This is a genomic window from Thermalbibacter longus, assembly GCF_023806485.1.
In the GTDB taxonomy this organism is placed as follows: domain Bacteria; phylum Chloroflexota; class Chloroflexia; order Thermomicrobiales; family Thermomicrobiaceae; genus Thermalbibacter; species Thermalbibacter longus.
Genome location: NZ_JAMSLR010000008.1, coordinates 43,944 through 63,762 on the forward strand (window position 1 = coordinate 43,944; position 19,819 = coordinate 63,762).

Below are 19,819 nucleotides of genomic sequence, written 5' to 3' on the forward strand. Positions count from 1 at the left end.
TTCCGAACCTGGGCTTTGCTGCCGCTCGCTCTCACTCAGTCCTCGTACAGGCGCTCACCACGGTGCAGGCGCTGCGCGATCCGAAAGGTCTGGCTCTGCGCCCGCACCGTGGGCGCGTGCGCCGCGAGATAGCGCGCCGCAGCGACCAGGATGTGCATAGCCTCCTCTGATCGCCCGCGGTGCGAAGCCTGTCGGGCCGCGGCCTCGACCATCTGGATCGTGTGGAAGTTGCGATCCTCCCGCAGCAACAACCGCCCCAGCGCCGCGATCAGCTTCGCTGGATCGCCCCCGCCGGCCAGGTAGCGAGCCACCAGGCGACCAGCCTCGTCGACTTGCTGCTGCCGGTCGAGCAGCGCCGCCAGCTCGTCCAGCAGCGCCTGCGGGTCAGGGGGAGCTTCATCGACCGCGGGTAGCCGCACAGCCGGCACGTTCAGGAACCGGTCGAGGTAGACGCTCATCGCCGCGTCGAACACGCCGCGGAGCAGTTCCGGCGAGGGCGCCCGGCGCAGCCCCTGCTCGACGGCGTTCGCGAACGTGAACGTGTGCAGCGCCGTGTCCCAGTCCCCGAACTCGTTACTCGTCGGGAAGCGGGCGATGCGCAGCGCGGCAGCGTAGGAGACCGTGGCGGCCAATTCGACCTCGGTAGCGCCTTGCCTCAGCGCCTCCAGCAGTCCCTCCGCGATCGCGCGCGGGTCGTCCCCGAGCAGCACCGGAACGAGGTGCCTCGCGCCCTGCCATGTGCCGCGGCGCGCGCGCCCGGCGCCCAGAGCCTCGGGCAGGGCCGCGAACGCCTGGTCGAGAATTGCTACGAGGTCGACTGGATGACGCCACTGGTTCGACTCCTCCATCCGGTCGCCATCGGCATAGCCTGGTACCAGGCTACCGAGTACCGGCTCAGCTAGAGCCCAGCCCACGGCGTCCAGCGCTTCGAGCGCCTTGTTCGTGAAGTCGAGCGGGTGGCCGGTACTGACGTACCGGTGATCGGTGATGGCCGCGAACAGCATGTCGGCCAACTGCCGGCGCTCGGCTCCGGCGTGCACTGCCGAGACGACGCAGCGCTCGGCCCCCTCGGCGTCGCGCACCTCGATGAACCGCCGAAACCAGCGCTTGAGCGTGTCAACGTCATGTGGCCCTCCGGGTAGCGGACGGAGTGGGAAGCGCGGCGACGAGTTCCGGGTATCGTTGGCCACCGCCGACAGCCCGTGGTAGAGCGCCTGGGCCCGATCCTCAGGCGCGAGGTGCGGGAGCAGATTGACCATGCAGGCGAGGATCGTGAGTCCCTGCCCCCAGCCCTCCCGGCGATACCTCGTACCGAATTCGAGGCCGATCCGGGCCGGCAAAGCTGGATCCCCGGCACCGTCGAGCATGGCGATGGCGGCCTTGGCGATCACCAGCGGGATATTGCGCTCCAGGCCCTCGCGCAGCCGGGTGCATTGCCGCTCCTGGGCATCTGCCGGTGGAGTCAGATCGACCCACACCTCGCCCCCGCGGATCTCGACCGGGAAGGTTCGAACATCGCCGGCCCAGGGATCGAACGTCCCACCGGTCGCGATATCGAAGCGGGCATGGTGCCAGTGGCAGGTCAGGATACCGCCCTGGACGGTGCCGCGATGCAGTGGGAAGCCCATGTGCGGGCAGCGATTGTCCAGGGCATAGACGCGCTCGCCCTGCGCGATCAGCAGGATCGCTTGCCCGTCGAGCGAAACGGCCAGGCGCCCGGCCTGCTGGAGCTGGTCTAGACGCGCTGCACGGACGTACCGGTTCGCCATCGTGTCCTCCTGCCCGCTCTCTCCCCGCACATGCTCCCCAGACTCGTGTCCCTCGCCCGGAGCCAGTCAGTGCTGGTGTCCGGGGCCGCAAGCGACACCGCGACCCTTCTCGCTCGAGACGGTACCCGCAGTATTAGCTCTCGCATCGAGAGTACAGCCTATGTACCGCATCTGTCCCTGTCCATCTGGCCAGGTCCTCGCAGAGAACCCTCATCCCATGAGCCTCAATCTGGCAGTCGATGATCAGGAGTGGCCCCGCGCTTGGCGAGTATGAGCCCTCTGACACGGTACCCGAGCGTCTCGTAGAAGCGGATCGCCGCTCTGTTGGCAGCATCGCAGTCGAGGAGAAGGTCGACAGCGCCCTGTGCCTTCGCCCACCCCTCAGCGGCGCGCATCAGGCGCCTGCCGATGCCGCGCCGCGATACTCCGCACTGACCATAATAGCCAACCAGGCCGTTGCCCGGGGGCGGATCATGCCGGACGTGGGTGACGGTTGCGCGAGGCGGACAAGTTGCAGAAACAACACGAGCGGGCCGCAGTCCACGGCCCGCTCGCATGCCGTCCCAAGCTGCTCTTCGTCGGCCAGGGCGTCAGGACGCCGCTAGCTTCCGCGCCAGCTCCACGATCTCTTCGGGAGCCAGTCCCGGTGCGAACTCCTCTTCCACTGGCGGCAAATCGGGCACCGGCCCACCAGCCGGCGGCCCATCGACGACCTCCAGCTCCCCATCGCCGCCTGGCGCCGGGCCGCGCCAGATAGTTGCCAAGTCCTTATAGTCTTCTAGGCTGAACCGGTAGAGCTTGCGGTGCACGCCCATCTCCTCGAACTTCCGGGCCTCCGGGAAGCGGGCGTTCTCGATCTTCGGGATCGGCAGCAGCTTGCTGACCTCGACGCCAGTCAGCGATTCCAGCGCCTTGGCGTAGGCCATCGCGTGCACGCCGCCGCGCACGAGCAGGTACCCGATCATCTCCCTCGCGACCGGGTTGTTCGTCATCTCGTAGACCCGGATCTTCTGAAGACGCGCACCGTTTTCGAGGAAGAAGTTGTGGAGCAGGTCGAGGATAAGGTTCCCACTGGAGAAGACATAGTCGCCACTCCAGTGCGCCCCCATCGAGTTCCCCACCAAAGCCGTCTGCGCTGTGGAGATGAAGTGGTGCGTGTTGCGCGCGTTTACCCCGGCGCTCAAGGGCGCCGTTTCAGGCGCACCCGGCCGCGTTGCCCCGGTCAGCATCAGATTGATCGTCGCGGCAACCAGCTCGATATGGCCGAGCTCTTCGGTCGCGATGTTGGCGATGAGGTCATAGTACGGGCGGAGCTTGTCGCGCCCGCGGAAGTTGAAAGACTGATACGTATAGTTCATCAGCGTGGACATCTCGCCGAAGCGACCGCCCAAAAGTTCCTGCACAGCGGCTGCCGCGTTCGGGTCCGGCTCCTTCGGTTGCGGCAGTTCGACCTGCAGGCGATCGATTCGAAGATACACCCCGATCCTCCTTCCGATCTCTTCGGACAATGCCGTTTCCATCCTCAGGACGCCGTGCCGGTTCGGTAAGGGTGAGATGCTGGAGATCCTGGGCTCGCTCGATCATGGAGCGGAAGATCGTACTGGCTGCCGGCGCAGCGCGCGCCGCGTCTCATCGTCCATCCGGCGGCCCTCGACAGGACCGGACGGGATTCGTGCTGAGCCTCATGACGACCCGGTATTCGCCACCTGCTGTACAGCGCCCGCGCATTGCGGGCATCTCCCGCGCCAGATCACCTGTGCCTCGTCCACCTCGACGCCGGGCAGATCTGGCTCGAGACAGGGCTTCTCTCCCCTGACACAGGGCACATCGATGATCACCCCGCAGTCGCGGCACACGAAGTGGTGGTGCCAGGTCTTCCCCGCCTCGAACAATGCCCGCCCCGGGCCGGCATCCGCCGCCAGAATCAAACCGTGGGCGAGCAGCGCGTTGACCACGTTGTAGACCGTCGCACGGGGCAAGGGCGTACCCCGCTGGCGCAATGCGGCCACCAGCTCGTCGACCGAGCGGTGACCACCCGCGTCCTCCAGCACCTCTAGGACCAGCAGTCGTGGCCGGGTGACTCGCAGCCCGGCCTGCCGCAGTCGCTGAGCCTGGAGTTGCGAATCTCTCTCGGCAGCAGCTTTACCTTCGAGTTTCACCGGTTCATGCACCCCGCTGGACAGCCCTCATTTGACATTGTCCAATATAGTCCCTTCTCTGGACATTGTCAAATTTAGATCTCGGACAGCGTCTCCCCCAGGCTTCGGTCTCAGATCCGTCCACGTGGGCTATCCGTGCGACCGAACGCCCACAGCTTCCCACCCCCTTGCCAGACGGCATGCTGGCCGTCACGCCGGTGAAGATCCGGCGCGCCCCCGAATGGACAGGCCGTAGGCTTAGTTACGGGTGAAAGCGCCTATGGTCAGCGGAGCGCACGCCACGCCGGTTGCAGTTGGAGTACACCCAAACCACTTCACGGGCGATCTGCGCCCCGAACGGCTCCTGGCGAATCTTTGCCCACTCGGCGACGGTGTACACCAGGAGGTCGGACGGGACGGGGAGGCTGATCGTGTCGTACCTAAGCGGGCGCAGCATCCAGGGTGTCGAGTCCTCCTCGACGATCACGATCAGGTCGATATCACTCCCGAACCCCCAGTCGCCGCGGGCGTAAGAGCCGAAGTAGCCTACGCAGCGGATCGGCGGCTGAGGCTGTCCCTCCGCCAGCGCCGCCGCCCACGCGCGCACCGCGCGGTCAACTGTGGCTCGGTCGGGCCAGGTACGGACGGACGAAGTCCAGAATTGCACGGGCGTACTCCACTGCCTGAGCACTCTGCAGCGGGCCGTAGTGCTCGAACGGCGCTCCCTCCGGATGGCTGTCCGGATAGCGCGTGGGAATGTAGAGGGTATCGAGGTAACGTGCTCGCTCAATCAGCTCGGCCGACGGCTGAGCTATTTCCGGCAACTGCGCCAGCAAGCGGGCCACCGCATGGCCCCAGATGTCTTGACCCAGCGCATGGTGTAGCGCCTTTACCGCCTTCTCGGCCGCCTGATGGGCGGCGAAGCACGCCCACTCGTGCCAGCCCTCCTGGCGCGACTGTTCGGCCAGGGCGAGATCGCGCTCGGCCTGGCGAAACCAATCCGCTGCGCGCTGCGCCATCGTTAATCTCTCACCGTCGTTGTCAACACCCGTGAAGGCATCCCTGCGAGTTCACGTATGGGCCGGTCACCCCTGTGCTCGCCATTCTAACCTACCGTCCGGCGGCGAAGTGCACCGATCGAATCGCCTCCTGCCAGTTTTTCCTCCCGAAGGTCGATCACGCTCCTACGCCCTCCTCATCCGGCGAGCGAGCCGAGCGATCCCTCGGCCAGTGGATCTCCTTAGCGGGTACCCGGATCACGTCGTGCCGGCCGGAGCGATGTTCTGGTTGAACCGGAAGACGTTCTCCGGATCATACCGGCGCTTGATCTCCGCCAAGCGCGCATAGTTAGCCCCGTAGGCCGCGCGCACGCGCGCCTCCCCCTCGTTGCCGAGGAAGTTCACATAGACGCCCCCGGTCGAGAACGGCTCGGTAGCGGCGAAGAATTCGCGTGCCCAGGCAATATGCTCGTCATCTTCCGTCGGGTCGGTCCATACCGCGTTGATGTTGATGAGGTGCGCCCCGTCCCTCCCGACGAAGGCGGTCGCGTCCGGTGCAACCCGGCTGACGGCCCCGCCCATCAGCGGGATGAGCGTGTACGAGAGCGGTGACGTGTCGCGCCACGCATGCGTCACCAGGACGTCGATCACCTGGTCGCTCAGCTCGTGCAGGTAGTGCGACTTCCAGTAGTAGCGCCAGCCCGATGGCACCGTCGGATCGAAGAGGCGCTGGTGAGACAGGTAGCGTGTGCGCTCGATGGTGTCGACCAGTGGCGACCCGAAACGTTTCAGTGGCGCGAGTTCAACCAGCGCTTCGTCCACCGGCCCCGCGTAGCAGACGGTCATCGCAATGACCGGCGCGCCGTGTAGCTCGGCTGGGATCCATGGAGCCGGAGGCGCGTGACGGAGATTCACGATCGCTCCCAGGGCATCCGGTGCCTCGCGGACGAAGTCGCGGTAGAACCGCAGGGCGTCACGGGCATGCTTTGCGGGATGCAACACCAGTCCGGCCACCACGTTCGGCCCGAGGGGGTGGAGCCGGTATTCGAATTCGGTGACGACGCCGAAGTTACCCCCACCTCCGCGGATGGCCCAGAAGAGATCGTCGTACGTGTCCGGACTCACAGTGATGAGCTGCCCCTCAGCCGTCACGAGATCAGCCGATAGCAGGTTGTCACACGTGAGGCCGAACCGTCGCATCAGCCAGCCGACGCCGCCTCCGAGCGTCAGACCGGCCAGACCCGTCGTCGAGGCGATGCCGCTGGTCACCGCGAGTCCGAATGCCTGCGTTTCCCGATCGAGGTCACCGTTCGTTACACCCGCCTGCACGCGGACCGTGCGCCGGATTGGATCGACGCGCACGCCCCGCATGCCAGAGAGATCCAGCACAATGCCGTCGTCGCACAACGCAGTGCCGGCCACATTGTGGCCACCCGAGCGCACCGCCAGCGGCAGCCCATGCTGGCGAGCGAAGCGGACTCCATCCATGACGTCGGCCGGCCCCGCGCAGCGCGCGATGAGCGCGGGTCGCCGGTCGATCATGCCGTTCCAGATCCGGCGTGCTGCGTCATACTCGGCGTCACCCGGACGGATCAAGTTCCCGCGAAAGGTCTCCGCGAGCACTCCGATTGCCTGGTCGCTCAGGGCGCCGCGCATTCCGGTCGTACTTCCCACAGCGCCTGTCCAGTTCCCAGCCATCACGGTCCCTCCTGGTGGCCAGCGCAGATGCCGACACCACCAGCCTGGGGCTCACCGAGCTGGGGTACAAGTGCGAAAATTGTGGTACTGCTGCCAGGTGCCATTGGAGTTGGTGCCGAGGATCACCCTGGAGGCTTCCCTTCGCTGCCTTCGGACCGCTCGAATAGTCCTCCGGACTGGACAGCACCATGGCGGCGTGCCCAGTGGCACTGGCGGACGGACCAGAGGCGTATCGCCCCTCGGGAGGAGGCTGCGTCCATGCCCGGGTATCACCAGTTCTGTCCGGTGTCGAAGGGCGCCGAGATCTTCGCCGAGCGCTGGACACCGTTGATCCTGCGTGAACTCCTGTGCGGCAGCCACCGCTTTTCTGAGCTCCTGCGAGGGATCCCTCGGATCTCACCGAACCTGCTCATCCAGCGGTTGCGATCGCTGGAGCGTGACGGCGTGATCGAGCGGCGCCCGGCGCGCAATGGGCACGGTTGGGAGTACTACCTGACACCGGCGGGAGAAGAGCTAGGACCGGTCGTGGAGCTGCTCGGCGGCTGGGGCTACCGCTGGGCACTGGGCCATCTCTCGGAGGAGGATTGCGATCCCGAAACTCTGATGTGGTTTGTGCACCGGCAGATCAAGATCGACCAGCTTCCTGATCGAAGGGTGGTGGTGCGGTTCGAGTTCTCTGACGACCCGAAGGGACGCCGGTTCTGGCTGATCCTCGATCGTCCCCAGGTCGACCTCTGCCTGCGCGACGAGGGCTTCGAGGTGGACCTCGAGGTGCAGACCGATATCGTCACCTTCAACCGCGTCTACCTCGGTCACCTTGACTTGCGGGACGCGATCCGTCGCCGGCTGGTTCTGGTTGAAGGTGACTCTAGCCTCGCGCGCGACTTCCCCGACTGGATTGGCACCTCGCCGTTTGTCCGCTTCGGCAGCCCCGAGACCCACCCTGGCCTGCACGCTCGTGGTATCCGCTGGCCCGCGCTGAGACATGAGCCCGGCAGTGGGACGGGCGCTATGCCAGGGACACCGTAGCGCCGCGAGTGCCCCAGCCTGGAGCCTCACCGGAACTGTTCCGGCCGGGGCCATCCGCCGCGCTCGCAGCGAGCGATCCGGGCACCGGTGAACGCGCAGTCATCCTCTGGACAGCAGCGCGGTGGTTGATCTCGCTCTCGTGTTGACAGGGTGACCGGTTGCCACTACCATGCCTACCGGTTCCGCAGCCAGCGCCGTCTCGGGGCCTGCAGTGGCGCGTCACGCGTCGAAGCGAGTCGAATCCCCTCCCATCTCGCCATCCAGCAAGCAGGTACCGGAGTTGAAGGGATCGAAGAGCCAGGATGAAGATCTGCGTCTGCGTGAAGCATGTGCCCGATCCGAACCTGCCGGTGCAGGTAGATCCCGCGACTCGCCGGCTGATTCGCGACCCCAAGCAATCTATCATCGATCCCGCTGACGAGTACGGCGTCGAGACGGCGCTCCGCCTCGTCGAGGAGCACGGCGGCGAGGTCGTCGCAGTCACGATGGGTCCGCCGGCAGCCGAAGACGCGCTCCGCCGAGCGATGGCTATGGGCGCTGACCGGGCCATTCTCGTCAGCGACGAGGCACTCGCCGGCTCGGATGTCCTGGGCACTGCCCGGGCGCTGGCGGCTGCCATCCGCCCCGAGCAGCCCGACCTCGTGATCTGCGCGACAGAGAGTACGGACGCCTACACCGGGCTGCTCCCCGGCGCGTTGGCTGGTCTCCTCGATCTACCCCAGCTCACGTTTGCCCGTGCTGTTTCAGTCGAGGGAAGTACCGTCACCGTTCAGCGCGCGACCGAGACCGGTTACCAGGTCATCCAGGCGACTCTCCCCGCGCTCGTTACGGTGACCGCCAGCGTCGGTGAGCCGCGTTACCCGTCCTTCAAGGGCCTAATGGCCGCAAAGCGAAAGCCGATCGAAGTCCGCGATATTGCCGAGCTCGGTCTCGAGCAGCACACGGTGGGGGAACCAGGCGCCCGTGAGCGGGTGCTCGAGATCAGCGCCGTTCGCCAGGTGAAGCAGGGCCGGATCGTCGTCGACGACGGGACCGGGGAGAGCGTCGAGGAGATCCTGGCCTTCCTCCGTTCGATCCAGGTCGTGTAGGAGGGGCGCATGGGAGAGCGACGCGTCTGGGTATGGACAGAGACCGCGGGCGACACCCCCCATCGGCTCTCGCTGGAGCTGCTCACCCCGGCTCGCGCGTTAGGCCGCGCTGAGGCCGTCCTCCTCGGCCCAGCAGGTGAGTCCGCCCTTCAAAAGCTTGCCGAGCACGGGGCGACCATCATCCACCACGCAGACGACCCCCGGTACACCCAGTACCTGGTCGAGCCGCAGGTAGCTACGCTGTCGGCCCTGATCGAGGCCGAGCGCCCGGATCTGCTGCTCTTCCCGAGCACACCGGGTGCTCGCGACGTGCTCGCGCGCCTGGTGGGACGGCTCGGTGTCGGCGCCATCGCCAATGCCGTCGCGGTCGACTACGACCCGAGCGGCCGGCTGCTCGCGACCGTGCCCTGCGGAGCCGAAACCCTGGCTACCGTCACCCTCGAAGGCCCGCCGCCCTACCTAGTCCAGATCCGACCTAAGGCCTACGCGGCCGAGGCGGTCGGGGGCGAGGCCGAAGTGCGCATGGTCAGTGTCCCGCTGGACGAGGCGAACTGCCGCGTGCGAGTGATCGAAACAGTCGAACAGCCGGCCGCCGGGCCGAATCTCGAGGACGCCAATGTGATCGTAGCCGGTGGCCGGGGCCTCGGTCGGCCGGAGAACTTCCGGCTACTGGAGGAGCTTGCGAACGCGCTCGGAGGAGCCGTCGGTGCCAGCCGAGCCGTCGTCGATGCCGGCTGGGTACCCTACAGCTACCAGGTAGGCCAGACTGGCCGCACCGTCAAGCCGACGCTCTACATCGCTTGCGGGATCTCGGGCGCAATCCAGCACGTAGCCGGCATGCGCGGCAGCCGCTACGTGATTGCGATAAACCGCGACCCTGACGCCCCGATCTTCGAGCTCGCCGACCTCGGTGTGGTCGGTGATGTCCTCACGATCGTCCCCAAATTGACCGAGCGGATAGCTGCGCGATGACGACACTCCGGCGTCGCACTACCCAGCTCGCCTGGATCGCGGTCATCCTAGGTGCTGGCATCATCGTGGCCGGCGAGCTCGCAGGCTGGGGCTGGGCACGACTGGTGTCCGCCGCACTCGCGAGCGCTGGGGGAATTACGCTCGGCGCAACCTTCGGCCTGAGCCGGCCCGGCAAGGAACGGCTTCGGAGTCGGCTCGCGCGGTGGAGTCTGCCTATGGCGTCGATCCTGGCCGCAGTCATGGTTTTGCCTGCCCTAGCCGCACTCGGGCTGAGCACCCTCGGCGCCGCTATGCAGCTTGGAGACGGGCGTGCCCCGGCGATGTCACTCGCCGGTCTCGCTCTCGCCTTCACCATGCTCGCGGCAACGCTGGCGGTCACCGTGGTCGCGCTCCGAGCGATTCGCGAGGCCCGTACCCTAGCTGCACCGCGCGGAGATGACCGGGCAGAGGGAGAGCGCGCGTGATCCCGACGCGGGAGATCACCTGGAACGTCGACCTCCTCGGACGCATCGCGCTGTACGCGCTTCTGGCGCTCCCGATCGGCTTCCTCGCCTTCGGGTTAGCACGTCGCCTCCGCATGTGGCGACTCGGCCGGCCGGATGACCGGTTCGATCGGCTGGCAGCGCGCCTGTGGGGTGCGGTGGTAGCGAGCATCTTCCATGCGCGCATCGTTCGCAGGCAGAACCTCTACGGTGGGATCGCTCATGCCCTCATTTTCTGGGGATTCGTCGTCCTCTTCATCGGAACCGTCATCGTGATGATCGAGCACGACATTACGGTGCCGCTCTTCGGATTCAGCTTCTACCGGGGCAACTTCTACCTCGGCTTCAAGCTGGCCATGAACCTGGCCGGTCTGCTGTTGATCGCCGGGGTCCTGATGGCCCTGGTTCGGAGACTCGTGCTCAGGCCGGTCACGCTCGAGAGCAGCGCCGACGACCTCGTCGTGCTCGCCTTCCTGCTCGTGCTCAGCGTTCAGGGATTCGTCTTGCAGGCGCTGAGGCTAGCTGTCGAGCGCGATCCCTGGGCAGCCTGGTCGTTTGTCTCGTACCCGATGTCGCTCGTGCTCCAGGGCTTGCCCGAACGGTTGCTTCGCAGTCTCCACCTCGTCAACTGGTGGAGCCACATGCTCACGACGACCGTCTTCCTGGCGTACGTCGCCTTCAGCAAGATGATCCATCCCTTCACCGGGTTGGCCAGCGTCGTCTTCCGCCGGCTGCAACCGGCCGGGCGGCTGGAACCCGTCGAGAACCTCGAAGAGGCCGAGCGCTTCGGGATCGCAGGGCTTCAGGACTTCACCTGGGCGCAGCTCCTGCATGCCGATGCCTGCATGCATTGTGGCCGATGCCTCGAGTACTGCCCCACCTTCCACACCGGCAAACCCCTACGCCCGCGCGACCTGATCCTCGAGATCGCCGGCTACGTCGCCGACCGCGGCGGCATCTTCTCCGGCGAGCTCGGCCAGGGGATGAACACGGCCCGCTTCCGCTGGGGCTCGGGAGCCGAGCGGGAGCTGATCGGAGGGGTCGTCTCGACCGAGGAGATCTGGGACTGCACCACCTGCGGCGCCTGCATGGAGCAGTGCCCGGTGTATATCGAGCACGTGCCGCTCATCGCCGGCCTGCGCAGACACCTAGTCCTGGAGCGCGGGGAGTTCCCCAACGAGCTGACCACCGTGTTCAATAACCTCGAGCGCCTTGCCAGCCCGTACCAGTTTCGGCCGGCCCAGCGGGTCGACTGGACGAAGAAGCTGGAGCAGCCGGTGCCGGAGATGGCCGAACTCGCAGCATCGGGCGAGGAGGTCGAGTATCTCTTCTGGGTCGGCTGCCTAGGCTCGTTCGACGGGCGAAACCAGCGCACTACCATCGCGCTGGCCCGAATCATGCAGACCGCCGGGATCCGGTTCGCCATCCTGGGACGCGAGGAGACCTGCACCGGCGACCCGGCGCGCCGTGCCGGCAACGAGTACCTGGCGCAGCTCCTCGGCCAGCAGGCCGTCGAGACGCTCAACGCCTACCAGGTGAAGAAGATCGTCACCGCCTGCCCGCATTGCTTCAACGCGATCAAGAACGAGTTTCCCCAGCTCGGCGGCCACTATGAGGTGGTCCATCACAGCCAGCTCATCAGCGAGCTTTTGGCCCGAGGACGCCTCCGGCTGGACCCCGACTCAGCCATCGCCCGCGGGAAGGTCACCTACCACGATCCGTGTTACCTCGGTCGCTACAACCGAGTGTTCGACGAGCCACGTGCGGCGCTCTCAGCGCTGCCTGGCGTCGAGCTCGCTGAGATGCCGCGCAACCGCAGTCGGTCGTTCTGCTGTGGAGGTGGTGGCGGCCGCATGTTCATGGAGGAGACCCGCGGCCGGCGGATCAACCAGGCTCGGGTGGCCGAGGCACAGGCGACCGGAGCCGAGGTACTGGCGGCGGCCTGCCCGTTCTGCATGACCATGTTCGAAGACGGCATCCGGGGCGCGGGAGTCGAGGGCAACCTGCGAGTGCTCGACATCGCCGAGCTCGTCGCCGGCTCGCTGGTCACGCCTCAGGAGGACGGTACTACGGCTGCCGAAGGCTCTTACGATCCCTCAGGCTGAAGACACATCCCGGCCCTGCACCCGGCAACCCTTGCCAGCAACGAGGGTCGGACACCCAGTGAGGGCGACGGGCCGGCCCCCCTACGCTTTACCAGCGAGCCGGCATGGGCAGACGAGCGCGAGGCGTTAGTCCCACGCCTGGCTATGCGGCGAGATCGAAGCAGACACAGCCAACAACGTGAACGACTTGCAGAAGGTGACGCCCTCGCGACGAGCCAGTTCTCCGGGCTTCTCAGATCTCCAGCACGAGAAACGGCTGCTCTGGCTGGATTCGCCGCAGGAGGGGCAGGGCTACGTTGTAGACCGGGATTCCGCGTGCAGTTTCTCCATGCGGACAGCCATAGTGCGCGTGCCCGTGAAAGACCAGCGAGGCGTGGAAGCGATCGATCGGCTCGGCCAGCCGGGACGTTCCGAGGAACGGAATCAGATCTGGCGGCTCCCCTTCTACCGTCTGGCGCACCGGTGCATAGTGCAGGGCCACAACTTTGCGCGGCGTGCGCAGCCGTGCCAGGCTCTCTTCGAGTCGCAGCGCCTCCTCGATCGCCTCGTAGACGAATCGCTTGGTCATCTGCTCGCCCCACGGCTGGAGCAGGTACTCGCCGAATCCACCAGCGAATCCCTTCGCGCCGGCGAACCCGACGCCCTCGATCTCGTACGGCTGGTCGTCCAGCCAGTGCACGCCGGCGCGCGCGAGGATCGCCCTGACTGCTTCTACCTGCCCTGACTCGTGATCGTGATTTCCCAGCACGGCCAGCACCGGGATCGTGGAGGTTCGTAACTCCTCAGCCAGAAGCTCGGCTTGAGCAGGCAATCCGCGCTCCGTCAGATCACCACAGATCACCAGCACATCGGCCCGGCGAGAGAGGTCGCTCAGCAGCTCGCGGCAGACACCGATGGAGGATTCGTGCACGTGGAGATCCGCTGTTGCGGCGACACGCATCCTCGTTCCCTCCCTTGTCAGGAACTCAGAAGCTGAGCCCGGGCATCGCGAAAACCCCACTCCTGGACATCGATCTCGTATTCAGTCCTCGAGAGCAAGGTGCCCCGGCATACTGGCTCCGCCACCGGCTGGCTGACGAGCTGTTGATCCACCCGTCCGAGGAGTTCCCGCATTACCCAAGGGGGTATGCGCTCATGCTCGGAGGGGTAGACGAAACGGAAGTTCACGAGATGGGCCAGCAGGACCTCCCAGTGCGGTTCCAGCAGCGCAATCAGGTGAGACCAATCGATAGCCCGGCCGTGCTTCAGGATCAGATGGTGGATATCCGGGCCATCGTAGCGATCCCGCTCTTGAACGTAGGCTTTCGAGAGGATCATCTCCTCCACCGGTACGAGCCTCACCAGCGAGCCGAATACCCGGACAGCAGGAGCTCGTTGGAACCAGCGCTGGTTCACCGGGTGCAGGCCGTTCCCGGAATTGAAGAGCACATCGATCAGGAGATCGTGCCAGCGAGCCTTGGCGAGCCAAACCGGGTCGGTCAGCTCCACCTGCCAGCCAGCCGTCGCGAGCACCTCGAGCACTCGTTCGACCTCTGTGCGAGGGCAAAACAGATCGAGGTCCTTGGTCCAGCGCGAGATCCCTACATACTCCCGCATGGCGTACGCCCCTCCGACCAGGAACGGTATCTCGCTCTCGATCAGGAGCTCGAGCGCTCTGCGGTAGTGCATCTCCGCGCGAGCGCCAGGCTCTCCGGTTGCGTGCACGTCTTCCCCCTTCGCTTCTGGTATCTCCCTAGCAACTGGCTTCTCAGTATGCCTTATGTCTGGTGCGAGAGCATCCTCGTCCGGCTCGCTCTCCCTCTCGCCCGGCTCGCACGAATCGGACGCGATCGTTATCCCGGCCATCGGGAGTACGCGTCTGCTGGTAAGCGGATCGCCGCTCGGGTAAGCTCATTTGTGTCGGAACCGGCGGGACTCCAGCCTTTTAGGCTGTTCGCGGGATCCACAGCCGCTTCGAGTCTGGGATCAGCACGTGGTGTACGACTTCCACACCCACACGTTCTACAGTGATGGCGAACTCTCTCCGGTAGAGCTGGCACGGCGGGCGGTCGAGCGTGGCTACCGCGCCATTGCTCTGACCGATCATGTCGCGGTGGGCGGGCTTCACGAGCTGGTTGGCAGGCTCCAGGCCGATCGCGAGCTGATCGAGCGCTTCTGGCCGATCCGTGTAGTCATCGGTGTAGAACTCACACACCTGCCGCCAGAAGCGCTCTTCGAGGCAGCCAATCTGGCCGGCGAGGCAGGCGCCGAGCTGATCGTCCTGCACGGCGAAACACTGGTGGAGCCAGTACTGGCCGGTACCGTGCGCGCCGGCATCACCACTGGCCTGATCGATGTGATCGCCCACCCGGGGCTGATCTCCGAGGAGGAGGTTCGGCTCGCGAAAGAATTCGATGTCTACCTCGAACTATGCGCGCGCTGCGGCCATGCGCTGACCAACGGCCACGTCGCCAAGCTGGCGCTCCAGCTCGGTGCGCGGCTACTCGTCAACAGCGACGCTCACGCTGCCGCCGACCTCTTGACCCCTGAGCGGCAGCGGCTCGTCGCGCTGGGGGCCGGCGTCGATGAAACGCTCCTTCCCGATCTCCTTGACAACTGGCCTGAAGAGCTCCTCCAGCGCGCGATCGAGCGTCGCGAGGCGTCTAGAGCATGACCAATCGCGAGGTCGCCACACTGTTGCGGCACTACGCCGATCTCCTCGAGATTCAGGGGGAGAATCCCTTCCGCGTCCAGGCATATCTCCGCGCCGCCGAGGTCATCGATCGCCTCAGCACGCCAGTCGCACTGCTGGCTGCCGAGAACTCGCTCACCGCCATTCCTGGAATCGGGAGCGGGATCGCGGCTGCAATCGACGAGATCCTCGGGACCGGGCGGCTCAGCGCCCTGGATGCCCTGCAAGGCGAGCTTCCGGGCAGCCTGGTGACACTCCTCAACCTGCCAGGTATTGGCCCTAAGACCGTTGGACGCCTCTACCGCGAGCTCGGGATCGCGACCCTCGCAGACCTGGAGGAAGCAGCGCTCGCGGGACGAATACGCCAGCTAAAGGGTCTCGGCGCGAATGCTGAGCAGCGTATCCTCGAGGGCATCCGTTTCCTGCGCAGCGTGAGCCGTCGCTTTCTGCTCGGCGAGTTGCTGCCTATGGCCGAACGCCTGGCTTGCCAACTAGCCCAGCAGTTGGGCGCGGAGGTCGCCGTCGTGGGCAGTATCCGACGGATGCGCGAGACGGTCGGCAACATCAACCTCGTCGCCGGCGTTGCCGACCAGGCCGTGATCGTTCACGCGCTCGGCTCGCTGCCGGAGATCATCGAGGTACACGAGCCGACTCCGGCCTTCGTTCCGGCGCTGTCCACGAACGGCGCCGAGGTGCAGGTCGTCGCGGCCACCCCCGAACGGTTCGGCACTGAGCTGGTCCGCTGGACCGGAAACTGGCAGCACGTCGAGGAACTGAGCGCGATTGCCGGCGGCGCGCTTCCGCTCGCGCCGACCGAGGAAGCGTGCTACCAGGCGCTGGGCTTGCCCTGGATCCCTCCCGAGCTTCGGGAGAACCGCGGCGAGCTGGATGCGGCTCTTCGAGGTCGTTTGCCACAGCTCATCACGCTGGAGGACGTCCAAGGAGACCTGCACACGCACACCACTTGGAGTGACGGGCGCGGCTCGATCCTGGAGATGGCTATGGCGGCGCGCGATCGCGGCTACCGGTATCTCGCCGTCGCCGACCACTCCGCCGGCCTCGGTGTGGCCCGGGGGCTAGATGCCGAGCGACTGCGCGAGCAGTGGCGAGAAATCGAGGCTGTGCAGGCACGCGTGCCCGCGATTCGGATCCTCCGCTCCTGCGAGGTCGAAGTTCGCCGCGACGGCTCGCTGGATCTGCCGGACGAGGTTCTGGCCGAGCTGGATCTCGTCGTGGCCTCGCTCCACGCCGGGCTGCGCCTGCCGAGGGATGAGCAAACCGAACGCATCATACGCGCTATCCGCCACCCGCACGTCGATATCATCGCGCACCCGACCGGTCGGCTGATCGACCGGCGCCCCGGGGCCGACTACGACTGGGATCGCGTGTTCGCGGCGGCCCGCGAGGCAGGCAAAGCGCTGGAGATCAATTGTGGCCCGGAGCGCCTCGATCTCAATGATGAGCTGGCACGGCAGGCACTGGACGCTGGCGTGATGCTGGCGATCAACTCCGACGCCCACGCGCCGGACGATTTCGCCTGGATGCGCTACGGGATCGGGAACGCGCGGCGAGCCTGGGCCAGACCTGACCAGGTACTCAATACCATGCCGCTCGAGGCGCTACTGTCCTGGCTTGCACGCTGAGGTAGGCATACGCTCCGGAGCACTCAGCGCGCGTGAATCCTCCATTCACCGAGCACAGCAGCTAGCAAGTAGCGTAGCTTCCGGAACGACCCGCAGAGGACTCACCGTGTTTGCCGGCGAGAAGGCGAAGCGCACAGCGTGATCGATAGCCCAGGGCGCATGATTCTGCTTTGGGTGACGGCGACGAGATCGTTCGCGCGATCCGGGCTGAAACCGGAGCCTGGCATCGGCGCGCTTGACACTGCTTGCGAGCACGGCCTATACTTTCTGATGCTGCCGGGAGGCAGCCTATGCCGAGGTGGCGGAATAGGCAGACGCGCTACCTTGAGGGGGTAGTGCCCGAAAGGGCGTGGGGGTTCAAATCCCTTCCTCGGCACCAGGATCGTGTTCATGGGCGATTAGCTCAGTTGGTAGAGCGCCACGTTTACACCGTGGAAGTCAGAGGTTCGAGTCCTCTATCGCCCACGAATGCGAGTCGCCCGGTGAGGATTGTGCCGAAGTCACTCGGTTGATCAGAGAATCGGCCACGCCGGGCACTTGTCGTGTCAGGGCTGGGTAGCTGGGCAAGCAGGGCGATTAGTCAAGTGCTCGAATCATGGCGCCCCGTGCTGGCTGCGCAGCCGCGATAGCTGAAGGGTCGGGTAGCTCAGTCGGTAGAGCACGTGACTGAAAATCCGCACCCGACGCACTTCCGGCCCTCGATGGCCTGGCTGGGTAGCTCAGTCTGGTAGAGCAGCGGACTGAAAATCCGTGTGTCGGCGGTTCAAATCCGCCCCCAGCCACCGGACACCACAGGCGGCCCGACTCCGCCGGTGTCCGCGTCAGTCGCCGGCCCTGGCACCTCGCCAGGGCTCTTTCTCCCAGTTGACAGCAGAATTCGACGCCGATTCTGCTGTCATTCCCCTGTCAGGCAATCCGACACCCGACAGGGGCAACGCTACGGCACGAGCCTTACTGCTGTCAAGAGGAAGGGAAGGCCGATGCTGCCAGACGACCTTGCGGCGCTCTACGGCGAAGAGGGCTTAGGCCAGCGGCTGCTGTCTCGCGTCGTCTACGACCTTCGCCGGCCAGACCTTGAGCTTGGCCCCTGCTGGATATGGACAGGCGCGGTGACCAGTCGCGGCTACGGCTGTCTCACGCTGCAGCGCCGCAGCGGCCCCAGGCGGCTGAGCGTCCATCGCCTGGCCTTGGCCCTCTGGTCAGACTTCGATCTTGACGGCAGTCTTCAGGCGCTGCATCGCTGTGACCAGAAAGCCTGTATCAATCCGCAGCACCTCTACGCCGGCACGCCGTCAGACAACATGGCCGATGCCTACGTCAGCGGCCTTCTCAAGCTGCCAGAGCGCCATGCCTCGCTCTTGAGTGAGGCTGAGGTCATCGACATCCTCAGGCTACTGCTGGACGGCTGTACGATGGCAGAGGTAGCCCGGCGCTACGGCGTCAGCCACGAGACGATCAGGGCTATCCGTCATGGCCGGTCTTGGAAGCGTGTCCTTCAGCGCCAGCCGGCCTAGCAGCATGACGACAGCCCGCCGAAGCGGGCTGTCGTGACAACAGGACAGGGCTACTGCGTCACGCCGAGAGAACAGGCGGCGTCTCTAGATCGCTTGCGGCTGATACAGCCGGCGGCGAAGCGCCTTCGTGTCAAGCTCCAGCCGATCAGCCAGGGCAAAGGCCGTCTCATACGCCTTGGTCGCCAGGGTATAGGCGGCGTATAGCTCTTCGTCATACTCCGGTGAGCACTCGGTAGCGCCGATCAGGTCATGCAGCGTCTGCAACAGCCGGTAAGCGTCTTCGTGAGTCATCATGCATCCTTTCTGATGCCTCAGGCCCTGTCCTGTCGTCATGAGGAAGTGTACCAGAGAACCTTCTGGATGTCAAGAGTCTTTTTCGAGTACTTGTAGTGTGTAGACAACATTATCATCTTTACTGTAGTCAACAGTCACAGAAGAAGTCATCTTAGCGATGAAGACAGCCAGTATTCTGTTGTCAGATCGTGACAGTGAAGTTGTCTATCGGATGGACAGCCGCTGTCTGGCTGTGCTGTCCAAGGCAAAAAACGCCATTTTCAAACCTGGGTTTTCCCATGCAGACGCGGAAAACGCGAAAAAAAACTAATCGAGTCGAATTCGTGGGAATTTAGCTCAGAAGCTAAAAATCCTGAAAATTTCGTCGGGAAAGCTTCTGAGGGCCGCAGGTCACGAGCCTGCCGTCATCGGCTGAAGTTTTGACCTACTCTCCCCAGTCAAGCAGCCTAAGACGAATTCGGACATTCGGCCAGATTTCGGCCATCGGCTATGTGGCCGAAATCCACCTCGCAGAACCCGCGTACAGACGCGGAATCTTAAGATTCCGGCCATTCGGCCACTTCGGCTTAAGAAGATACAAGCTGTAAATGGCCGAAAAGATTTACTCGGTGAATCGGCGCTGTCATCGTGAGGCTTCACGTCATCCGATTCACCGAGGCGAAGAAGTCTCTTGACTTGAGTCTAGCTTGATTAGTTGGACAGGGCTTGGTGATAGCAGGAGACTTCAGTCAAGTATGTTATCCCTGTCAGAGAAGATAGCTACACGATTAGCGACTAGACAAGGCTGTGTCTAGTTGAAGACTAAGACCAAGATAGAAGACCTGTCAGAATAGCCAAGAGGACAACGTTTACCGGCGTCGCTAGTTAAATTAAGCGACGCCGGCTTAGTCCAGAGACGAAGCCTTCGAGAAGACAGCCGAAGGAATCCTGAGGCTTCGATACCGGTGTCGCTGTCATAATCTAGCGACACCGGGCTTCTTCCTGAGACGGCGAAGCGATAGAGACAGCCGCTGTCCTGAAGCCTGAGGCCTCGATGCCGGCGTCGCGAATCTCATACAGCGACGCCGGGCTTCATCCGGAGAAGACGACCACAGGAAGAAGCCGGATGCCGGCGTCTGTCATCCTGAGAATCCGCGTCTTGACGCGGAAGAAGCCTTGGGACGGCAAAAATTGTGGTATATATTAGAGGGGTCTCTTCCCGCCGGCATCCGGAAGACAGCCGCTGTCCTGACAGGCTGAGGCTGTAGCTGCGTCCTGACGCGGTTTCTGACCGGACATCTTGGCGCTGGCAACAGACCTGTTATCCAATAGGACTAGGCCGGCGACGTTGGGAGCGCAAAAATTGCGGTATATATTAGAGGGGTCGTTTTCTATCCCCTACGTCGCCTCGGCGGCGTAGTCAACGCCGGCGTCTTCCC

Annotated in this window: 18 protein-coding genes and 3 tRNA genes; 11 read left to right on the forward strand and 10 right to left on the reverse strand. The window is 64.9% G+C overall.

Features of this window, described 5'->3' with window-relative positions; genetic code table 11:
• Positions 1 to 35: 35 nt before the first annotated feature.
• From NET02_RS11445 to NET02_RS11470, 7 genes are all read right to left on the reverse strand, one after another.
• Complete coding sequence (locus tag NET02_RS11445; RefSeq protein ID WP_284057553.1) at positions 36 to 1,769, reverse strand: Rieske (2Fe-2S) protein; 1,734 nt, start codon at positions 1,767 to 1,769, stop codon at positions 36 to 38.
• Between the two features lie 224 nt (positions 1,770 to 1,993).
• Positions 1,994 to 2,326 carry a GNAT family N-acetyltransferase gene (locus NET02_RS16595; protein WP_347711037.1) on the reverse strand — a complete coding sequence of 111 codons (333 nt, stop codon included), beginning with the start codon at positions 2,324 to 2,326 and terminating at the stop codon, positions 1,994 to 1,996.
• 33 nt (positions 2,327 to 2,359) lie between these two features.
• A complete protein-coding gene (locus NET02_RS11450; RefSeq protein ID WP_284057554.1) occupies positions 2,360 to 3,247 on the reverse strand; it encodes a manganese catalase family protein in 888 nt (295 codons plus the stop codon).
• 204 nt (positions 3,248 to 3,451) lie between these two features.
• Positions 3,452 to 3,928 (reverse strand): Fur family transcriptional regulator, encoded by a 477-nt coding sequence (locus NET02_RS11455; RefSeq protein ID WP_284057555.1) that lies wholly within the window; start codon positions 3,926 to 3,928, stop codon positions 3,452 to 3,454.
• A 241-nt stretch (positions 3,929 to 4,169) separates the two neighbouring features.
• Positions 4,170 to 4,574 (reverse strand): nucleotidyltransferase domain-containing protein, encoded by a 405-nt coding sequence (locus NET02_RS11460; RefSeq protein WP_284057556.1) that lies wholly within the window; start codon positions 4,572 to 4,574, stop codon positions 4,170 to 4,172.
• A complete protein-coding gene (locus tag NET02_RS11465) occupies positions 4,522 to 4,926 on the reverse strand; it encodes a HEPN domain-containing protein (RefSeq protein WP_284057557.1) in 405 nt (134 codons plus the stop codon). The genes NET02_RS11460 and NET02_RS11465 overlap by 53 nt, the downstream gene beginning before the upstream one ends.
• A 237-nt stretch (positions 4,927 to 5,163) precedes the next feature.
• Entirely contained in the window at positions 5,164 to 6,561 is a 1,398-nt protein-coding gene (locus tag NET02_RS11470; protein ID WP_347711038.1) for an FAD-binding oxidoreductase, read from the reverse strand.
• A 300-nt stretch (positions 6,562 to 6,861) separates the two neighbouring features.
• On the opposite strand from NET02_RS11470, the gene NET02_RS11475 reads away from it, so the two are divergent.
• The 5 genes from NET02_RS11475 to NET02_RS11495 all read left to right on the forward strand — a co-directional run bounded on the left by NET02_RS11475 (position 6,862) and on the right by NET02_RS11495 (position 12,279).
• The gene (locus NET02_RS11475) at positions 6,862 to 7,632 is read left to right on the forward strand and encodes a winged helix-turn-helix transcriptional regulator (protein ID WP_284057559.1); all 771 of its coding nucleotides are present in this window, start codon (positions 6,862 to 6,864) and stop codon (positions 7,630 to 7,632) included.
• Positions 7,633 to 7,934: 302 nt separating this feature from the next.
• Positions 7,935 to 8,720: an electron transfer flavoprotein subunit beta/FixA family protein gene (locus NET02_RS11480; RefSeq protein ID WP_284057560.1), complete on the forward strand. Its 786-nt coding sequence runs from the start codon at positions 7,935 to 7,937 to the stop codon at positions 8,718 to 8,720.
• Between the two features lie 9 nt (positions 8,721 to 8,729).
• Complete coding sequence (locus NET02_RS11485) at positions 8,730 to 9,692, forward strand: electron transfer flavoprotein subunit alpha/FixB family protein (protein ID WP_284057561.1); 963 nt, start codon at positions 8,730 to 8,732, stop codon at positions 9,690 to 9,692.
• Positions 9,689 to 10,156 (forward strand): hypothetical protein, encoded by a 468-nt coding sequence (locus NET02_RS11490; protein ID WP_284057562.1) that lies wholly within the window; start codon positions 9,689 to 9,691, stop codon positions 10,154 to 10,156. Before NET02_RS11485 ends, NET02_RS11490 begins: the two co-directional genes overlap by 4 nt.
• The gene (locus tag NET02_RS11495; RefSeq protein ID WP_284057563.1) at positions 10,153 to 12,279 is read left to right on the forward strand and encodes a (Fe-S)-binding protein; all 2,127 of its coding nucleotides are present in this window, start codon (positions 10,153 to 10,155) and stop codon (positions 12,277 to 12,279) included. Before NET02_RS11490 ends, NET02_RS11495 begins: the two co-directional genes overlap by 4 nt.
• A gap of 232 nt (positions 12,280 to 12,511) precedes the next feature.
• On the opposite strand, the gene NET02_RS11500 is transcribed toward NET02_RS11495, so the two are convergent.
• Both NET02_RS11500 and NET02_RS11505 read right to left on the reverse strand, forming a co-directional pair.
• Positions 12,512 to 13,219 (reverse strand): metallophosphoesterase family protein, encoded by a 708-nt coding sequence (locus NET02_RS11500; RefSeq protein WP_284057564.1) that lies wholly within the window; start codon positions 13,217 to 13,219, stop codon positions 12,512 to 12,514.
• A gap of 17 nt (positions 13,220 to 13,236) precedes the next feature.
• Entirely contained in the window at positions 13,237 to 13,983 is a 747-nt protein-coding gene (locus NET02_RS11505; protein ID WP_284057565.1) for a nucleotidyltransferase, read from the reverse strand.
• A 268-nt stretch (positions 13,984 to 14,251) separates the two neighbouring features.
• On the opposite strand from NET02_RS11505, the gene NET02_RS11510 reads away from it, so the two are divergent.
• From NET02_RS11510 to NET02_RS11535, 6 genes are all read left to right on the forward strand, one after another.
• A complete protein-coding gene (locus tag NET02_RS11510) occupies positions 14,252 to 14,932 on the forward strand; it encodes a histidinol phosphate phosphatase domain-containing protein (RefSeq protein ID WP_284057566.1) in 681 nt (226 codons plus the stop codon).
• Positions 14,929 to 16,593 (forward strand): DNA polymerase/3'-5' exonuclease PolX, encoded by a 1,665-nt coding sequence (gene polX / locus NET02_RS11515; protein WP_284057567.1) that lies wholly within the window; start codon positions 14,929 to 14,931, stop codon positions 16,591 to 16,593. The genes NET02_RS11510 and polX overlap by 4 nt, the downstream gene beginning before the upstream one ends.
• A 292-nt stretch (positions 16,594 to 16,885) precedes the next feature.
• Positions 16,886 to 16,972: transfer RNA gene (locus NET02_RS11520), tRNA-Leu, on the forward strand.
• Between the two features lie 13 nt (positions 16,973 to 16,985).
• Positions 16,986 to 17,058 (forward strand) — tRNA-Val (locus tag NET02_RS11525).
• Positions 17,059 to 17,301: 243 nt separating this feature from the next.
• Positions 17,302 to 17,375, forward strand: a tRNA-Phe gene (locus NET02_RS11530).
• Positions 17,376 to 17,573: 198 nt separating this feature from the next.
• A complete protein-coding gene (locus NET02_RS11535) occupies positions 17,574 to 18,107 on the forward strand; it encodes a hypothetical protein (RefSeq protein ID WP_284057568.1) in 534 nt (177 codons plus the stop codon).
• 84 nt (positions 18,108 to 18,191) lie between these two features.
• Here the strand turns inward: NET02_RS11535 and NET02_RS11540 are convergent, their stop codons facing one another.
• Positions 18,192 to 18,398, reverse strand: coding sequence for a hypothetical protein (locus NET02_RS11540; RefSeq protein ID WP_284057569.1), 207 nt, complete (start codon positions 18,396 to 18,398; stop codon positions 18,192 to 18,194).
• Positions 18,399 to 19,819 lie beyond the last annotated feature (1,421 nt).